Annotated in this window: 14 protein-coding genes; 3 read left to right on the top strand and 11 right to left on the bottom strand. The window is 70.8% G+C overall.

All coding sequences use genetic code 11. The annotated features are described in order from the left end of the window. Positions 1–30: 30 nt before the first annotated feature. Entirely contained in the window at positions 31–1,590 is a 1,560-nt protein-coding gene (guaA, locus tag F4559_RS01615) for a glutamine-hydrolyzing GMP synthase (protein WP_184665809.1), read from the bottom strand. Positions 1,591–1,720: 130 nt separating this feature from the next. On the opposite strand from guaA, the gene F4559_RS01610 reads away from it, so the two are divergent. After that, positions 1,721–3,166, top strand: coding sequence for an aldehyde dehydrogenase family protein (locus F4559_RS01610; protein WP_184665808.1), 1,446 nt, complete (start codon positions 1,721–1,723; stop codon positions 3,164–3,166). 152 nt (positions 3,167–3,318) lie between these two features. Here the strand turns inward: F4559_RS01610 and F4559_RS01605 are convergent, their stop codons facing one another. The 3 genes from F4559_RS01605 to guaB form a co-directional block, all read right to left on the bottom strand. Beyond that, entirely contained in the window at positions 3,319–3,903 is a 585-nt protein-coding gene (locus tag F4559_RS01605; protein WP_184665807.1) for an RICIN domain-containing protein, read from the bottom strand. Positions 3,904–4,193: 290 nt separating this feature from the next. Continuing rightward, positions 4,194–5,327, bottom strand: coding sequence for a GuaB3 family IMP dehydrogenase-related protein (locus F4559_RS01600; RefSeq protein ID WP_184665806.1), 1,134 nt, complete (start codon positions 5,325–5,327; stop codon positions 4,194–4,196). A gap of 26 nt (positions 5,328–5,353) precedes the next feature. Continuing rightward, positions 5,354–6,868 (bottom strand): IMP dehydrogenase, encoded by a 1,515-nt coding sequence (gene guaB, locus F4559_RS01595; RefSeq protein ID WP_184665805.1) that lies wholly within the window; start codon positions 6,866–6,868, stop codon positions 5,354–5,356. A gap of 66 nt (positions 6,869–6,934) precedes the next feature. On the opposite strand from guaB, the gene F4559_RS01590 reads away from it, so the two are divergent. After that, the gene (locus F4559_RS01590) at positions 6,935–7,384 is read left to right on the top strand and encodes a DUF5319 domain-containing protein (RefSeq protein ID WP_184665804.1); all 450 of its coding nucleotides are present in this window, start codon (positions 6,935–6,937) and stop codon (positions 7,382–7,384) included. Between the two features lie 88 nt (positions 7,385–7,472). On the opposite strand, the gene F4559_RS01585 is transcribed toward F4559_RS01590, so the two are convergent. From F4559_RS01585 to F4559_RS01575, 3 genes are all read right to left on the bottom strand, one after another. Continuing rightward, positions 7,473–8,339, bottom strand: a complete 867-nt coding sequence (locus tag F4559_RS01585) for an anti-sigma-D factor RsdA (RefSeq protein ID WP_184665803.1) — start codon at positions 8,337–8,339, stop codon at positions 7,473–7,475. Between the two features lies 1 nt (position 8,340). Beyond that, entirely contained in the window at positions 8,341–8,913 is a 573-nt protein-coding gene (locus F4559_RS01580; protein WP_184665802.1) for a sigma-70 family RNA polymerase sigma factor, read from the bottom strand. A 226-nt stretch (positions 8,914–9,139) separates the two neighbouring features. Then, a complete protein-coding gene (locus F4559_RS01575) occupies positions 9,140–9,736 on the bottom strand; it encodes a response regulator transcription factor (protein ID WP_015805222.1) in 597 nt (198 codons plus the stop codon). Between the two features lie 1,774 nt (positions 9,737–11,510). Here F4559_RS01575 and F4559_RS01570 point away from each other — a divergent pair. Then, on the top strand, positions 11,511–11,807 hold the full coding sequence (locus tag F4559_RS01570; RefSeq protein WP_281386253.1) for a WhiB family transcriptional regulator: 297 nt from the start codon (positions 11,511–11,513) through the stop codon (positions 11,805–11,807). Between the two features lie 273 nt (positions 11,808–12,080). On the opposite strand, the gene groL is transcribed toward F4559_RS01570, so the two are convergent. From groL to F4559_RS01550, 4 genes are all read right to left on the bottom strand, one after another. Next, positions 12,081–13,700 carry a chaperonin GroEL gene (groL, locus tag F4559_RS01565; protein WP_184665801.1) on the bottom strand — a complete coding sequence of 540 codons (1,620 nt, stop codon included), beginning with the start codon at positions 13,698–13,700 and terminating at the stop codon, positions 12,081–12,083. Between the two features lie 80 nt (positions 13,701–13,780). Next, positions 13,781–14,074, bottom strand: a complete 294-nt coding sequence (groES, locus tag F4559_RS01560) for a co-chaperone GroES (protein WP_184665800.1) — start codon at positions 14,072–14,074, stop codon at positions 13,781–13,783. 132 nt (positions 14,075–14,206) lie between these two features. Then, positions 14,207–15,991: a hypothetical protein gene (locus tag F4559_RS01555; RefSeq protein ID WP_184665799.1), complete on the bottom strand. Its 1,785-nt coding sequence runs from the start codon at positions 15,989–15,991 to the stop codon at positions 14,207–14,209. A gap of 138 nt (positions 15,992–16,129) precedes the next feature. Continuing rightward, positions 16,130–16,990 (bottom strand): NAD(P)-dependent oxidoreductase, encoded by an 861-nt coding sequence (locus F4559_RS01550; RefSeq protein ID WP_184665798.1) that lies wholly within the window; start codon positions 16,988–16,990, stop codon positions 16,130–16,132. Between the last annotated feature and the right edge of the window lie 16 nt (positions 16,991–17,006).

The following is a 17,006-nucleotide window of genomic DNA, read 5'->3' as shown; positions in this document are numbered from 1 at the left end:
AGTTCACACTGTGGACGGCCCTTCCCGCGTTCACTCCCACTCGATGGTGCCCGGCGGCTTGCTCGTCACGTCCAGCACCACGCGGTTGACCTCGGCCACCTCGTTGGTGATCCGGGTCGAGATCCGCTCCAGCACGTCGTAGGGCAGGCGCGTCCAGTCCGCGGTCATGGCGTCCTCGCTGGACACCGGCCGCAGCACGACCGGGTGGCCGTAGGTGCGGCCGTCGCCCTGCACGCCCACGCTGCGCACGTCCGCCAGCAGCACCACCGGGCACTGCCAGATCTGGTTGTCCAGACCGGCGGAGGTCAGCTCCTCGCGGGCGATGGCGTCGGCCTTGCGCAGGATCTCCAGGCGCTCGGCGGTCACCTCGCCGATGATCCGGATACCCAGACCGGGACCGGGGAACGGCTGGCGCTGCACGATCGTCTCGGGCAGGCCCAGTTCGGTGCCGACCCGGCGCACCTCGTCCTTGAACAACGCGCGCAACGGCTCGACCAGCTCGAACTGGAGGTCGTCGGGCAGGCCGCCCACGTTGTGGTGCGACTTGATGTTCGCCGTGCCCGCGCCGCCGCCGGACTCGACCACGTCCGGGTAGAGCGTGCCCTGGACCAGGAACCGGTAGTCGCCCTCGGCCTTGAGGTCGCGTTCGGCCTGCTCGAACACGCGGATGAACTCGCGGCCGATGATCTTGCGCTTCCGCTCGGGGTCGGTGACGCCCGCCAGCGCGCCGAGGAACCGCTCACGCGCGTCCACGGTCACCAGCTTCACGCCCGTCGCGGCCACGTAGTCCCGCTCGACCTGGGCGCGTTCGCCCGCGCGCAGCAGGCCGTGGTCGACGAACACGCAGGTCAACCGGTCGCCGATGGCGCGCTGCACCAGGGCCGCGGCCACCGCCGAGTCCACGCCGCCGGACAGGCCGCAGATGGCCTTGCCGTCGCCGACCTGCTTCTTGATCAGCGCCACCTGCTCGTCGACGATCGACGAGGTCGTCCACTGGGGACGGATGCCCGCGATGTCGTGCAGGAACCGGCGCAGCACCTCCTGGCCGTGCGGCGAGTGGCCGACCTCCGGGTGGTACTGGACGCCGGCGAACCGGCGTTCGCGGTCCTCGAACGCGGCCACGGGCGCGCCCTCGGAACCGGCGGTGACCGTGAAGCCCTCGGGCGCCTCGGTCACGCAGTCGCCGTGCGACATCCACACCGGGTGGCCGGCGGGCAGGTCGTCGTGCAGCACGCCGGCCGTGCCGCCGACGGTCAGCTCGGTGCGGCCGTACTCCCGGGTGCCGGTGTGCGCGACCGTGCCGCCGAGTGCGCGGGCCATGGCCTGGAAGCCGTAGCAGATGCCGAACACCGGCACGTCCAGCTCGAACAGCTTGGGGTCGACCTGCGGTGCGCCCGGTTCGTAGACGCTGGACGGGCCGCCGGACAGCACGATCGCGGCGGGGTCCTTGGCCAGCAGTTCGTCGGCGGTCGCGGTGTGCGGCACGACCTCGGAGTACACCTGAGCCTCACGCACCCGGCGGGCGATCAGCTGCGCGTACTGCGCGCCGAAGTCCACGACCAGTACGGGACGGTTGTTGCTGTCGGCCACTGCTGTCAAAACCTCTCGTCGGGGCGAATACGCGCAGGTGAAGCATGTCAGACGCGGCGGGGCCGCCGCTCACCGGAGTTGTGCGCCCACCGAATAACACCCGCCGTGCGCGCGGCCTACGGTGGGGGCCATGGACGCGACCACCCCCCAGCCCCGCCCCTGCTGGATCGCCGGGCGCCCCGAGCAGGGCGAGGGCTCGATCACCGTCACCCACCCGTTCGACGACACCGAGGTCGCCACGGTCGCCGTGCCGTCACCGGCGCAGGTCGAGCAGGCGATCGCCGCGGCGGCGGCCGTGGCCAAGGAGTTCCGCCGCACGCCCGCGCACGTGCGCGCCTCCGCGTTGCAGAAGGTCGCGCGGCTGCTGGAGGAGCGGGTCGAGGAGATCGCCGAGACCATCACGGCCGAGAACGGCAAGCCGCTGAAGTGGGCTTACGCCGAGGTGGGCCGGGCCGCGAACACGTTCCGCTTCGCCGCCGAGGAGGCCCGCCGCTACGTCGGCGAGTTGCAGCGCCTGGACACCGACGCGAACGGCGAGGGCCGGATGGCGATCATCCGCCGCCAGCCGCGCGGACCGGTGCTGGCGGTGGCGCCGTTCAACTTCCCGCTCAACCTCGTGGCGCACAAGGTGGCACCCGCGCTCGCGGTGGGCACGCCGGTGATCGTGAAGCCCGCGTCGGCCACGCCGCTGTCGGCCTTGTTGCTGGGCGAACTGCTCGCCGAGACCGACCTGCCCGAGGGCGCGTTCTCCGTACTGCCCGTGCGCGGTCGTGACATGGACAAGCTGATCACGGACCCGCGACTGCCGATCATCTCGTTCACCGGGTCGACCGGCGTCGGCAAGGCGATCACGGAGGCGGCGCCGGGCAAGCACGTCCTCATGGAGCTGGGCAGCAACGCGGCGGCGGTCGTGCTGCCGGACTGGCCGGACCTGGACCGGGCGGCGGCGCGGATCGCGACGTTCGGCAACTACCAGGCGGGCCAGTCGTGCATCGCGGTGCAGCGGGTCGTCGTGCACCGGGACATCGCGGACGAGTTCATCCCCAAGCTGGTCGCGGCGGTCAAGGCGCTCAAGACCGGCGACCCGCACGACCCCGAGGTCGAGGTCGGGCCGCTGATCGACGAGGCCAACGCCAAGCGCGTCGAGGAGTGGGTGCAGGAGGCCGTGTCCCTGGGCGCGGTGCTGCACACGGGCGGGCAGCGGGAGGGCGCGACCGTGGCGCCGACCCTGCTCCAGGACGTGCCGGTGCAGGCGCGGGTGTGGCACCAGGAGGTCTTCGGCCCGGTGCTGTCGGTGTCCGTGGTCGACTCGGTGCAGGAGGCGTTCGACCAGGTCAACGCGACCGATTTCGGATTGCAGGCGGGTATTTTCACGCGCGACGTCACCGTGGCGTTCGAAGCGGCGGCGGAACTCGAGGTCGGCGGCGTGATCGTCGGCGACGTGCCGTCCTATCGCGCGGACCAGATGCCGTACGGCGGCGTCAAGGGTTCGGGCACCGGCCGGGAAGGCGTCCGTTCCGCGATGGACGACTTCACCGAGGAACGCACCCTGGTGCTCACCGGAATCGCACTCTGATTCCAGGCGCCACTCGGCGGCCCATTTCCTCCACGGAAATGGGCCGCCTCCACGAAAGCGGAACCACCCGTGTGGGCGGACCCTGTGCACCGGGTCCACCCACACGGTTTTTCATGTCACGCGATTACCTGGTGCCTTCCGGGGAAACCGGATCAGGCGACCGGCGCCAGGGTGCCGGGCGTGGCCACGTACTCGGCGTACCAGGCCTGGCGCGGGCTGGTGATCTGGCGGACGTCCTGGCCGAGGTACTTCGGCGCGAGGGTCTGCCAGGTGTCGAACGCGAGACCGGTGCCCACGTTCTCGGTCTGGTAGTAGCCGTCGAACCGGAGCACCGAGGTGAACCGCTGGTCGAACCCGCCGACGCACGACTCCTGGGTCAGGTTCTGACCCGGGACCAGCGCGGCGTCGATGCAGTAGCCCGAGTGCGCGGAGATGAGCACCGAGCCGCCGAAGGCGCTGTCGCAGCGGTACCAGAGCTGGCTCGCGCTGGTGCTGCGGACGGCCGTCGTGATCCGCGCACCGGGCGCGAGCGACGCGCGGTCGATGTCGACCACGGTGTTGCTGTACGGGTTGACGATCTTGAACGGACCGAAGCACGCCTGCGTCGAGACGTCTCCGTTCACCTTGACGTCGGTGGCCTTCGCGGGGCCGGAATCCGTCGTCGCGGCACTGGCCTGGGTCGCCCCCAGAATGGCGAGCGAACCCACCGCGGCGACCATGGACAGCAGCTTGATCATTCGTGACTTCACAGGTATGTCCCCCTGTTGTCGTCGGTCGCAGCCCCCCTGGCGCGACCTATTCCATCATGCATCGGCGAATACGCCGATTGCAAGGAATCAATCGTTATTCCAACCGAGTGGACAATAGGGAAGAAAACCAATACATCGCGGTACCACAATGTGAGTACCAAAGAAAACACGAAATGCCACGACGCCACTACTCGATCTTGGTCGGCGCGGTAGTCCCACTGGAAAGGAAAGAAGCTCCCGCCCCGTCACGGAGCGAGAGCTTCCCCTGGTCGACCAGCTCAGCCGCGGATGGTGAGCCCGACCTTCTGGAACTCCTTGAGGTCCGAGTAGCCCGTCTTGGCCATCGCCCGGCGCAGCGCGCCGAACAGGTTGGTCACGCCGCGCGGGTCCACCGACGGCCCGAACAGCAGGCTGCTCAGGTCCACGACCTGGTCCACGCCCGTCGACACGTGGCTGCGTGGCACCGACGGGTGCGCGGAGGACGCCGTCCAGTACAGGCCCTGGCCGGGCGCCTCGGCCGCCGCCGCGAGCGGCTCGCCGAGCATCACGGCGTCCGCGCCGCACGCGATCGACTTGGCCACGTCGCCGCTCGTGAGCACGCCGCCGTCGGCGATCACGTGCACGTACCGGCCGCCGGTCTCGTCGAGGTAGTCGCGCCGGGCCGCCGCCGCGTCCGCGATCGCGGTCGCCATCGGCACGCCGATGCCCAGCACCGAGTCCGTGGTCGTGACGCCGGGCGCGTACCCGTAACCGACGATCACGCCCGCCGCGCCCGTGCGCATCAGGTGCATGGCCGTGCGGTAGTCGCCGACGCCGCCGGCGATCACCGGGATGTCCAGGTCGGCGATGAACGACTTGAGGTTCAGCGGCTCGCCGTCCCGGGACACGTGCTCGGCCGAGATGATCGTGCCCTGCACGACCAGGATCTCCACGCCCGCGGCCAGCAGGTCCGGCGCGAACTCGGCCGCCCGCTGCGGGCTGACCCGCACCGCGACCGTCACGCCCGACTCGCGCACCTGCTTGACCGCCTCGGCGATCAGGTCCATCCGCACCGGCGCCGCGTGCAACTCCTGGAGCACGCGCACCGGCGCCGCCGGGTCGTCGGTGTCCTCCACCGCGCGCACCAGGCGGAACAGCGCCTCTTCCACGTCGCCGTGCCGGGCCCACAGGCCCTCCGCGTTGAGGACGCCCAAGCCGCCCAGTTCGCCGATCGCGACCGCCGTGCCCGGCGACACGATCGCGTCGGTCGGGTGGGTGATCAACGGGATCTCGAACCGGTAGGCGTCGATCTGCCACGCCGTCGAGACGTCCTTGGAGGAGCGGGTCCTCCGGGACGGGATGATCTCGACGTCGTCCAGCTCGTAGGCCCGCCTCGCGGTCCGGCCCATGCCGATCTCGACCAGATCGCGCACCTTGTTCGTCCTCTCGTGGAGCTTTGCTAGCGGCTCGTGTAGTTCGGGGCTTCCACGGTCATCGTGATGTCGTGGGGGTGGCTCTCCTTCAGCCCCGCCGCCGTGATCCGGACCAGCTGCTTGGTCCGCAGTTCGTCGATGGTCCGCGAGCCCGTGTAGCCCATGGCCATCCGCAGGCCGCCGACGAGCTGGTACGCGACCTGCGAGAGCGGGCCGCGGAACGGCGTGCGCCCCTCGATGCCCTCGGGCACGAGCTTGTCCTCGGACAGCACGTCGTCCTGGAAGTAGCGGTCCTTGGAGTAGGACTTGGTGTTGTCGCCACGGCCGCGCAGCGCGCCCAGCGACCCCATGCCCCGGTAGGTCTTGAACTGCTTGCCGTTGACCAGCACGACCTCGCCCGGCGCCTCGGCCGTGCCCGCGAGCAGGCTGCCGACCATGACCACGCCGGCACCCGCCGCGATGGCCTTGGCGATGTCGCCCGAGTACTGGATGCCGCCGTCGCCGATCACCGGCACACCGGCCGGGTCGCACGCCAGGTTCGCCTCGTAGATCGCGCTGATCTGTGGCACGCCCACGCCCGCGACCACGCGCGTGGTGCAGATCGAGCCGGGGCCGACGCCGACCTTCACGCCGTCCGCGCCCGCGTCCACCAGCGCCTGCGCGCCGGCCCGCGTGGCCACGTTGCCGCCGACCACGTCGACCGCGTCGCCGAGTTCCTTCTTGATCCGCGCGACCATCTCCAGCACGTTGCGCTGGTGGCCGTGCGCGGTGTCGACCATGAGCACGTCCACGCCGACGTCCGCGAGCGCCATGGCCCGGGAGAACGCGTCCTCGCCGACGCCGATCGCCGCCGCGCACAGCAGGCGGCCGTCCGGGTCCTTCGACGCGTTCGGGTACTGCTCGGTCTTGACGAAGTCCTTGACCGTGATCAGGCCGCGCAGCTTGCCGTCGCCGTCCACGATCGGCAGCTTCTCGACCTTGTGCCGGCGCAGCAGGCCCAGCGCGGCCTCGGCCGAGACACCGACCTGCGCGGTGACCAGCGGGCCCTTGGTCATGACCTCGCTGACCCGGCGGTTGTGGTCGACCTCGAAGCGCATGTCGCGGTTGGTGATGATGCCGACGAGCCGGCCGTTGTCGTCGGTCACCGGCACGCCGGAGATCCGGTAGCGCGCGCACAGGTCGTCGACGTGCTTGATCGTGTCGTCGGGCGTGCACGTCACGGGGTCGGACACCATGCCCGCCTCGGACCGCTTGACCGTCTCGACCTGGCGGGCCTGGTCCTCGATCGACAGATTGCGGTGCAGCACGCCGATGCCGCCCTGACGGGCCATGGCGATGGCCATGCGCGACTCGGTGACCGTGTCCATCGCCGCGGACGCGAGCGGGATGCCGAGGCGGACGTTACGGGTCAGCCGGGTGCCGGTGTCGACCGCACTCGGGATGATCTCCGACTCGGCGGGGAGCAGCAGTACGTCGTCGAACGTCAGTCCCAGCATGGCGAACTTGCTCGGGACTCCGTCTGCGTTCAGCTCGCTGGTCATGGGGGCTTGCGTGCCTTCCGTCGTGCGGTGATCCCGCCGTCGCGGCCGGTTTTTCCGCAGGCGGCGATGGGTTCAGCCCATGGTATCTGGACGCGGTCGGGGGTCCTGCCGGTACCGTGCGGGGTCGTGCCGCACGACGCGTTGCCACCAGACCCGTTCGCGGGCGACCCCGAGGACCCGGCCCGGACCCTCGGCGAGCCCGTCGACGACCACGACCACCCGCCGATGGACGACACCGAGCGTGCCGAACTCATCGGGGACCTCAGCGACCTCGCCGTCTACCAGGCGCTGCTGGAACACCGCGGGGTGCGCGGGATCGTGGTGGACTGCGGTGAGTGCGACGAGCCGCACTACCACGACTGGGCGTTGCTGAGGTCGTCGCTGGAACAGCTGCTGTCCGACGGCCGGATGCGCCCGCACGAGCCCGCGTTCGACCCCGACCCGGCCGCGTACGTGAGCTGGGAGTACTGCCGCGGTTACGCGGACGGCGTCACCGCGAGCGAGAACGCGCGCTGACGACGTGATCCGAAGTACACGTAAGCCCGGTCACTGACGACAAAAGCCCGTCACCTCCGCGGAGGTGACGGGCTTTCGCGTTCGTGGTTCAGCTCGTCGGGGACGACTGCTCGGGCACGATCTCGTTGCGCGCCCCGTTCTCGGACTGCGTGCCGCTGGGCAACGCAGGGACCGTGGTCTCGTTCGTTGTCGTCGGCGGCGTGGTGGACTGCGGCACTGTCGGCTCGATCGTCGTCGGCTGCGGCTCCACCTTCGGCGGCGTCGTGGTGAGCGTGGTGCTCGGCGCGGGCGGCGGGGTGGACGGCGTGCTCGTCGGCGCCGGAGTGCTGGTCAGCTCCTGCATCAGCGACGTGTGCGTCTGGGTGAGGTCGGCCTTGCCGTCGTCCGCCGAGATCGACGGCAGCGAGGCGCCGGCCTTGTCGAGCAGGTCGCGTGCCTCGTCGACCCGACCGTCGCGCAGTGCGGCGCGGGCGGTGTCGAGGTCGGTGCGCACCGCGACGGCGGCCTCCACGGACCGCGCGTGCTCGGAGTACAGGACCTTGGTCAGCCCCCACAGCGTGTCGCCGGGCAGCGCGTCGCGCGCGACCAGGCTGACGCCGGTGAACGCGATGGCGAGGATCGCCGCCGCGCTGGCGAGGGGGATGAGGAAGCGGTGCCGGCCGCGTTGCTGGGGCCGGGCCGCGGCGATCGTGGCCGCGGCGGTGTCGACGTCGACGAGTTCGCCGACCGGTTTGCTGTGCACCTCGCGGCGCCAGGCGAGCAGCAGTGCGTTCAGCTCGTCGTCGACGAGCGACTCGTCCTGGTCCCCGACGCGTCCGCCCAACGCGTCCAGCAGTGCGTCGTCGGCTCGAATGCCGGCGAGGTCGTCCCCTGGCTCGTCCTCCGGGGTGAGCGGGGTTCTCTCATCCTGTCCGCGCACGACTTTGCCGTTGCCCTTCCCGTGCTGGTCGACCACTTCAGACCACCTCCTCCGTCGCCAAGGTCTTGCGGAGGCGGGCGAGCGCGCGGTGTTGCGCGACCCGGACCGCACCCGGCGTAGACCCGACGGCGTCGGCGGTCTCTTCGGCCGACAGACCGACGACCACTCGAAGCAACAGGATTTCCCGCTGCTTCTCCGGAAGGATCTTCAGGAGTTGGGCCATCCGGCCGGACAGTTCGCCCTGCATGGCGCGCTGTTCGGGCCCGGCCTCGGTTTCGGGGGCATCCGGCACCTCCGGAACCGGCTCCGACCGGTTCCGCGCGGCCGACCGATGGGCATCGGCCACCTTGTGCGCCGCGATGCCGTACACGAACGCCAAGAAGGGCCGACCCTGGTCGCGATAGCTGGGCAAGGCCGTCAGCACCGCGAGACACACCTCCTGGGCCACGTCGTCCGCCGAAGCGAAAGACCTCTCCTGCCTTCCGACTCGGGCGCGGCAGTACCGCACCACCAGGGGGCGTATGGACGCCAGCAGCTTCTCGATCGCGTGGCGGTCGCCATCGACGGCTGCGCCCACTTCGGCGTCCAGTCCGTCCCCCAAGTTGGTCATCGCAGACAACAGCCCTGGTGTTACGCGTACGCGTACCGACAACGAACGGCACGTCGACGTCCGACGTCGCCCGTACCGGTGACCAATACCGTACCGGTTGCGTCGACCTCCGGTGGTCGACAGGTCCCCCGCACCACCCCTGACCTGGCGACACGCCGACGACACGGACCCAGCCCGGCGACGACTGTCACCGGGCTGGTGCAGGGAGGGTCCGATCGGCGGCGGGTTACGACACCAGGCCGCGACGGAAGCCGTGCGCGACGGCCTGGGCGCGGTCGCGGACGCCGAGCTTGCGGAAGAGCCGGCGCGCGTGGGTCTTGACGGTGTCCTCCGACAGGTAGAGCTCGCGGCCGATCTGGCCGTTGCTCTTGCCCTGGCTCATCCCGCGCAGAACCTGGAGTTCGCGCTCGGTGAGCTGGACGCCCGGATCGGAGGGCTGACGAGGTGCGGGCACGCTCGTGCTGGCGAGGGTGTGCGCGAGCGCGGCGACCAACTCGGGACGCGAGGCGTCCCAGCGGAGGTAACCGCGTGCGCCGCCGGCGATCGCGGCAGCGATGCTGCCCGCGTCGTCCGGCGCCCCGAACACGATGACGTTTGCCTGCGGGTTGGCCGAGACGAGTCGACGGGTCGCTTCGACCCCGGTCGGGACGGCGCGCTGGGTTCCCACCAGCACAACGTCGACCGGCTGACGGGAGAAGCGGGCCAACAACTCGTCACCGTGCGCTACGCAGTCGATGCGACTGACCCCGGGGACAGCCGACATCACACGGGTTAGGCCCTCCCGCACACTGCGCCGGTCGTCGCAAATAAGGACCGTGGTCACGGGGACTCCTTCCTGCAGCCGAGTGACGTTCCACTTCCCCTATCGGACGCCGGGGCCCGAACCTTGACACGATCCGGTGCTTAATCCGTCCAGAAGTTCGTCTTCGAGTCTGCGTTCGGGGGTTCCCCGGAACGGAGCAGCGCCGCCGGCGGCGACGGCCGGCGGGCGCGGGGTCGTCGGCTGATCGGATCAGCTCTCCGTAACGTGCAGCTCAGAGCGGTTTCGGCCGTGTTCGCCAACTTTTCACCGCCCGCACTGTTGCGGTTTGCGCCGATCGTGAAGGCACCGGACACCACCGGCCGGGACAACGAAAACAGCCCCGTGGAGTTGGTGTGATTTAGGTCACATACTAGCAGCTACGCGCCCCGTCGGCCGCTTTCGAGTGTCCCCCACTCCACCGACGCGGTCCCCGGGACGGGACAGGACGCGAGGGTCTGTCGCGTACCGGGGGCCCACCCGCGAGGGCGGGCGGGTGCGTCGGCGGTCGGATCGCCACGACCACCGGATGGTGACGGAACGTCGCCTTCGGCGGGTGCGGGACGACCCCGACCACCCGCCCGTCGGGTCGGCGGTCGGGCCGAGGAGCGCGTCGGCCCGACCCCCGCCTCGACGGCGGGGCACGGGGTGGATAGGACGAGCGCGCACGGCCGGTCCTCGGGAGGTGATCACCCTCGGCCGGACGACGCAGGAATCCGGAACCCGTGCCGTCAGGGGTGGGGACGATCGACACGCGCCCAAGGCCCGGGCGGCGGGTCGATCACCGGGTCGGCTGGACGGGATGTCGTGCGGAGGCAGCCGCCGCGCCACACCCTCACCGCGCCGCACCCACGACGCCCACCCGGCACCACACCCACGACGCCAGGCCCACACGACTCCGGACCGGCAACGCAGGACCCACCCGGCACAGCCCTACCCGGCACCGGACCTACCCAGCGCCGGACCCCGACGCACCGGACCCGGCGCGACTCACCTCTGCCACGCCCCACGGCATCCTCACGCAGCGCGCCGAACCCGGCGGCACCGCACCCGGAGCCCGTGCCGGGTCCCCCTCGGCCTGTTCCGGACCGGTGGAGGTGGCCGGCGGTGGAGCGGCCGGTCGATGCGGTCCAGGTGGCCTGCCGGTGGTCGACCGGCTGGATGCCCGGATGGGTCGAGGCTTTCGATCGACGTGGCCGTCCAGGCGGTCGACGTGGTCGGGGCGGCACGGTCGGGGCGTGTCGACGGGCGGCGGGGGGCGGCGGTGTCGCGGGCCCGGTGATGATCTTGTTCGCGATCGGTCCGGTGGGTGGGGCGTGGTGGGCTCGTGGGCCCGTGAGGGCTTCGTCGGCCCGGTACCGGAGATTCAGCGCGGTGGTGCGTGCGCGGTGTGCGTTTCGGGCGGCGGTGCCCGTCGGTGCGTATTCGTGGTGTCGCCCGGTTGTGTGATCACAGAGTTCGCATGGAACCGGCGATCAGGGGTACGCGTCGCGGCCGGCGCCACGTCGGGACCATGGCGGGCGGCTCCACCCCGGGTGGTGCCCGGTGGGCTCGATCACCTTGTGCCGCAACGGATTCCGTCGCGTCGTGCGACAACGCCCCGGCATGGCCGACGGGCCTGGTCGCCGGCGCTTCGTCCGTTCACCTCCGGTCACGGGCGACTTCGGGGTGATCACCCATCGAATGAATTGACCAGGTTCAGTCGGGCACCCCCTTGAACAAGTTTTGACGCGGTTCTACGGTGGATCATCGTTAGGCCGAACGGAGTATTGGTCCTTGGGCCAAGGAGGCGGTCTAGATGGCGGACACCCGAAGGCTTCCCGGTCCGAACGCGGATCTGTGGGACTGGCAGATGCGCGGCTCCTGCCGCGGCATGGACAGTGCGTTCTTCTTCCACCCGGACGGTGAACGCGGACCGGCACGCGCACGGCGGGAAGCACGGGCCAAGGCCGTGTGCCTCTCCTGTCCGGTGCTGGAGATGTGCCGAAGGCACGCGTTGGCGGTGCAGGAGCCGTACGGAATATGGGGCGGGCTCTCCGAGTCCGAACGCGACACCATCATCAAGGCCCGCAAGCGGCAACTCACCATGGCCTGAAGAGCGGCGGCACGCGGAAGGGGCGGCAACGGAGGACAAGTCCTCCGTGCCGCCCCTTCGCGTCGGAACCCGAACGCGTACCCGGTGGCCCGCCGACCCGGGGGCCTGCCCGCCCGGATCAGGCGATCCGGGCGACCGACCGCCGGCGGGTCGTCCGACCCACCGGGAAACCGACCTTCGGCAGGTCGGACGACCCGCCTACCAGGATCGGCACCCCCGACGGGTCGAGCGGACTACCGGGACCGGCGATGCGAGCCGCCCTGGCCGCTGGGGTCAGTGGCCGTGGCCGTGACCGTGACCGGCCGCGGCGGGGGCTTCCTCTTCCTTCTTCTCCACGACCGCGCTCTCGGTGGTGAGCACCATGCGCGCGATCGAGGCGGCGTTCGCCACCGCGGAACGGGTGACCTTGACCGGGTCGATGATCCCGGCCTCGAGCAGGTCGCCGTAGACCAGCGTGGCGGCGTTGAGGCCGAAGCCCCAGTCGCCCTCGCGGACCTTGTTCACCACGACGGCGCCTTCGAGGCCCGCGTTCGCGGCGATCCAGAACAGCGCCGAACCCAGCGCCTCGCGCAGCACGGCCACGCCGGTCGCCTCGTCGCCGGTCAGGCCGAGCCCGCCGTCGAGCACCTTGGCGGCGTGCACCAGCGCGGAACCGCCGCCGGGCACGATGCCCTCCTCGACCGCGGCCTTGGTCGCGGCGACCGCGTCCTCGATGCGGTGCTTGCGCTCCTTGAGTTCGGTCTCGGTGGCCGCGCCGACCTTGATCACCGCGATGCCGCCGGAGAGCTTGGCCAGCCGCTCCTGGAGCTTCTCGCGGTCCCAGTCGGAGTCGGTCGCCTCGATCTCGCGGCGCAGCTGCTCCGCGCGACCCGCGACGTCGGCCTTGGTGCCGCCGCCGTCGACGATCGTGGTGTTGTCCTTGGAGACCACGATGCGCCGGGCGCTGCCCAGCACGTCGAGGCCGGCCTCGGACAGCTTCAGGCCGACCTCGGCCGCGATGACCTGGCCGCCGGTGACGACCGCGAGGTCGTCCAGGAACGCCTTGCGGCGGTCGCCGAAGTACGGCGCCTTGACCGCGACGACGCGCAGGGTCTTGCGCAGCGCGTTCACGACCAGGGTGGACAGCGCCTCGCCCTCGACGTCCTCGGCGATGATCACCAGCGGCTTGCCCGACTCGGCGACCTTCTCCAGCACCGGCAGCAGGTCGGCCAGGGCCGAGATCTTCTCGCGGTGCAGCAGGATGCGGGCGTCCTCGAACACCGTCTCCTGGGCCTCGAGGTCGGTCGCGAAGTGCGCCGAGATGTAGCCCTTGTCGAACTGCACACCCTCGGTGACGACGAGTTCGGTGGCCAGCGTCGAGGACTCCTCGACGGTGATCACGCCGTCCTCGCCGACCTTCTCGATGGCCTCGCCGAGCAGGGCGCCGATCGACTCGTCACGCGACGAGACGGTGCCGACCTGGGCGATGTTGTCGCGGCCCTTGACCGGGGTGGCCTTGGACTTGAGCGCCTCGACCACGGCGTCGGCGGCGGACTGGATGCCCCGGCCCAGCGCCGTCGGGTTGGCACCCGCGGCGACGTTGCGCAGGCCGACGCGGACCATGGCCTGGGCCAGGACGGTCGCGGTCGTCGTGCCGTCGCCGGCCACGTCGTTGGTCTTGGTGGCCACGCTCTTGGCGAGCTGCGCGCCGAGGTTCTCGAACGCGTCGTCCAGCTCGATCTCGCGGGCGATGGTCACGCCGTCGTTGGTGACGGTGGGGCCGCCGAACTTCTTGTCGAGCACGACGTGGCGACCACGCGGGCCAAGGGTGACCTTGACCGTGTCCGCCAGCTTGTTGACGCCGCGCTCAAGCGCCCGACGAGCGTCCTCGTCGAAGCTGATCTGCTTGGGCATTACGTGAGCCTCTCCTGGAAGCGGAAGCGCCCCGAAGACCCCGGGTGGGGCCGCCGGGGCGCCTCATGACAGCGGGGTCGTCAGTTGACGACGGCCAGCACGTCGCGGGCGGAGAGGATCAGGTACTCCTCGCCGTTGTACTTGATCTCGGTGCCGCCGTACTTGGAGTAGACGACGACGTCGCCCACGGCGACGTCGACCGGCACGCGGTTGCCCTTGTCGTCGATCCGGCCGGGGCCGACCGCGAGGACCTTGCCCTCCTGGGGCTTCTCCTTCGCGGTGTCCGGGATCACGAGGCCGGAGGCCGTCGTGGTCTCGGCCTCGCTGGCCTGGACCAGGATCTTGTCTTCGAGCGGCTTGATGTTCACGCTCACCGGGCTGACCTCCACGGTCGTCGAAAGCGTTGGCAGGTTGCGTTTACGGCTCCTGCCACCCCGCCGTCGCGGGGGTCGGGGCGGTCGCTGGTGCCGTGCATCTGGCACTCTACCCATGCGAGTGCCAACGCTTCAACGAACCCCCGTCTCCTCCCCCGGCAAGGTGAACCGCAGCGCGCCTTTCAGGTCACCCCGGAACCGCTCCAGCCCCCGCTCGTAGGCGGTGCGGGCGCCCTTCAAAGCCACCTCGCGGGCCTTGTCGTCGAAGTCGACGTCCGTCCCGGGATGCGGGAACGCGCCGCGCAACGCCACCAGCGCGCCGCCAACGGCGACGTCCACGAGCGGTTGGACGTCGAGCCACGGCAGCGGCGGGTCGACCTCGCGCCGGTCGTCGCCGGGCCACCACGGGTCGATCCACGGCCGCAGCTCCACCTGGAGGTCGACGATCAGCGGGAACACCCAGTGCAGGGTCCGGCACGCGCCCGCGTGCCGGCCGAGCACGTCACGCGCGTGCACGCCGATGTGGAACAGCTCGGGCAGCGCGACCTTGTCCAGGGTCAGGTCGGGCCGCTGGAGGGTGGCCTCGACGATCCGGTCCGACCACAGCAGCTCCCACCAGAACCTGCTGTTCATGCACTTGATCCGGGCGGGTGGCGCGAGCCACACGCCGACGTTGACGTAGTACTCGCGGATCTTGTCCAACGCGGCCCGCCCGGACGGCGACGCCAGGAACCCGATGTGCTTGGAGAAGTGCGTGCCGGGCGTGCCCGGCCCCGGGCCGGGTCCCACGAAGTCGTCGAACAGGCCGCCCTCGACCACGCCGATCAGGTTCACGTTCACGAAGTGGTGCCACGTGGAGTCGGTGACCACGCGACCCACCCCGGCCCGGTGACCGTCGTACGTGGCCACGACCCCGAACGTGTGCGCGATGGTGGGCGTCTTGAGGTTGAGCCCACCGTTCGACGACGCGGTGTTGCCGGCCGGCACCCGTCCGGTGGCGACGATCTCAGGCACGACCTGGCCGCCGCCGGCGGCGTCCGGGTACTCGGGGCTGCCGTCCCGACACGACAGGCCGAGGTTCGGCGGCACGCGAACCTGTCCCTCGTGCGGGTGGTCGGGGAACACGTCGATGCGGCCCAGGCGGCTGCACAGGACCGGGTGCGGGTAGCGCGCGGCCTTCAGCAGGCCGACTCGGGTGCTGTAGAGCTTGAGGTCGAGCACCTGGGGCACGTCGTCGCTCTGGTCGCTGAACTGCGAGCCCGCGTCGTGGCCGATCCGGTTGGAGTCGTTGCGCCGGGCGGTGGTCATGCCGACCTCGCTCGCGCCGAAGTCCTGCCAGTGGCGCTGGCCGCGCAGCCGGTCGACCGAGCCGCACAGCGCGCTGCCGATCGAGCCGTGGTCGCCGGTGCCGAACAGCCCGCCGCCCCGGTTGGCGTGGGCGGTCAACGCGTCGAGTTCGGCGTCGCCGAGCCGCGTGGCCGGGTAGCGGGCCGGGTCGGCGGTGCGGTTGGGGTAGTCGACGCCGTGGATGAACGAGTCGAAGCCGAACAGCCACACCACGTCGTACGTTTCGGGCGTGAAGTGGTCGGGGTCGTCGAAGACGAATCCCTTGATGCTTCGGGAGATCCCCGGCACGCCCTGGAGCACGGCCGCGTTCGACACGGTCGCGCTCAAGTGCGCGACGGTGAGGTCGAAGCGGACGTACGAGCGCTTGTCGTTGATCAGCACGTCGACGAACGTGCGCAACCCGAAGTCGCCGAGGCCGAAGTCCAGGATGCCGTCGGTGACCAGGAGCGTCTTCACGGTGCACGGCCGGCGCCAGGGGAAGAACGCGGTGGGGTCGTCGAGCACGGCGCGCTGTCTGCGGGTGACGAGGTCGAGGAGTCTGCGGTTGCCGGAGCCGATGTCGTCGGTCATGGCCGGTGCCTCACCTTCTGAGGACTCACCTTTCGGGGGAGCGGCGGCTGCCCTCGTGTGGAGGCGGAGTACCGGGGACCTGCGTTAATACCTCATGTTCCGCCGGGTGCGCGGCCGGTGCCGCGCACCCGGACCGGATCAGCGGCGGATCAGGTCGACCAGGGCGGTCCAGTTCTCGCCGCCGCGCCCGGCCGCGATCGCCCGGTGGTAGAGGTCCTGGACCGCCTTCGGCAGGCCCGCGTCGAGCCCGGCGTCCTCGCTCGCGGCCACGATGTGGTCGGTCGTGGCACCCATCATCGTGATGTTCGCGAGGTCGCCGGGGTGTTGCCCGCTGTCGACGCTCGTCACGGTCTCGTCGAGGTAGAACGACATCGTGTCGAGGGTTTCGCGCATGTACGGTGCGAAGTCCTTCGCCGACACCCCGGCCGTGCCGACCAGGGCGAACGCGTGCAGCATGCCCGCGAGCACGGTCAGGAACAGGTCGAGCTGCGCCTGGTAGTGCAGCTGCGCCGGCACCGGGTCGGCGCCGAGGTAGTCGGTACGGCCGAGCAGCGCCAGCGTGTCGCGGTACTCGGCGAACACGTCCTCCGGCCCGCTGTAGAACGCGTACGCGGCCTCCGTGCCGAGCAGCGGCGCGGGCACCATCAAGCCGCCGACCAGCAGCGTGCCGCCGCGGGCGGCGACCGCCTCGGCGGCCTCGCGGGTCCGGTCGGGCGTGTCCGAGCTGAGGTTGACCACGACCTTGCCGGTCAGGTCGAGCCCGTCGAGCACGGCGTCGGCGGCCCGGTAGTCGGTGAGGCTGAGCACGATCAGCCGGTTCGCGGCCACGGCGTCGGCCCGCTCCGCCCACACCGCGCCGGCCGCGAGCACGTCGTCCGCGCGCGACCGGGTCCGGTTCCACACGGTCACGGCGTGGCCCGCGGCGAGCCACAACTTCACCATGCCCTGGCCCATCGGCCCGAGTCCGATCAGGGTCAACGGGGTCCTGCTGTCGGTCATGTCGGTCCTCTCTCGT

This window comes from Saccharothrix violaceirubra (genome assembly GCF_014203755.1).
Lineage (GTDB): Bacteria > Actinomycetota > Actinomycetes > Mycobacteriales > Pseudonocardiaceae > Actinosynnema > Actinosynnema violaceirubrum.
This window is presented reverse-complemented; position numbering and strand designations above follow the sequence as displayed.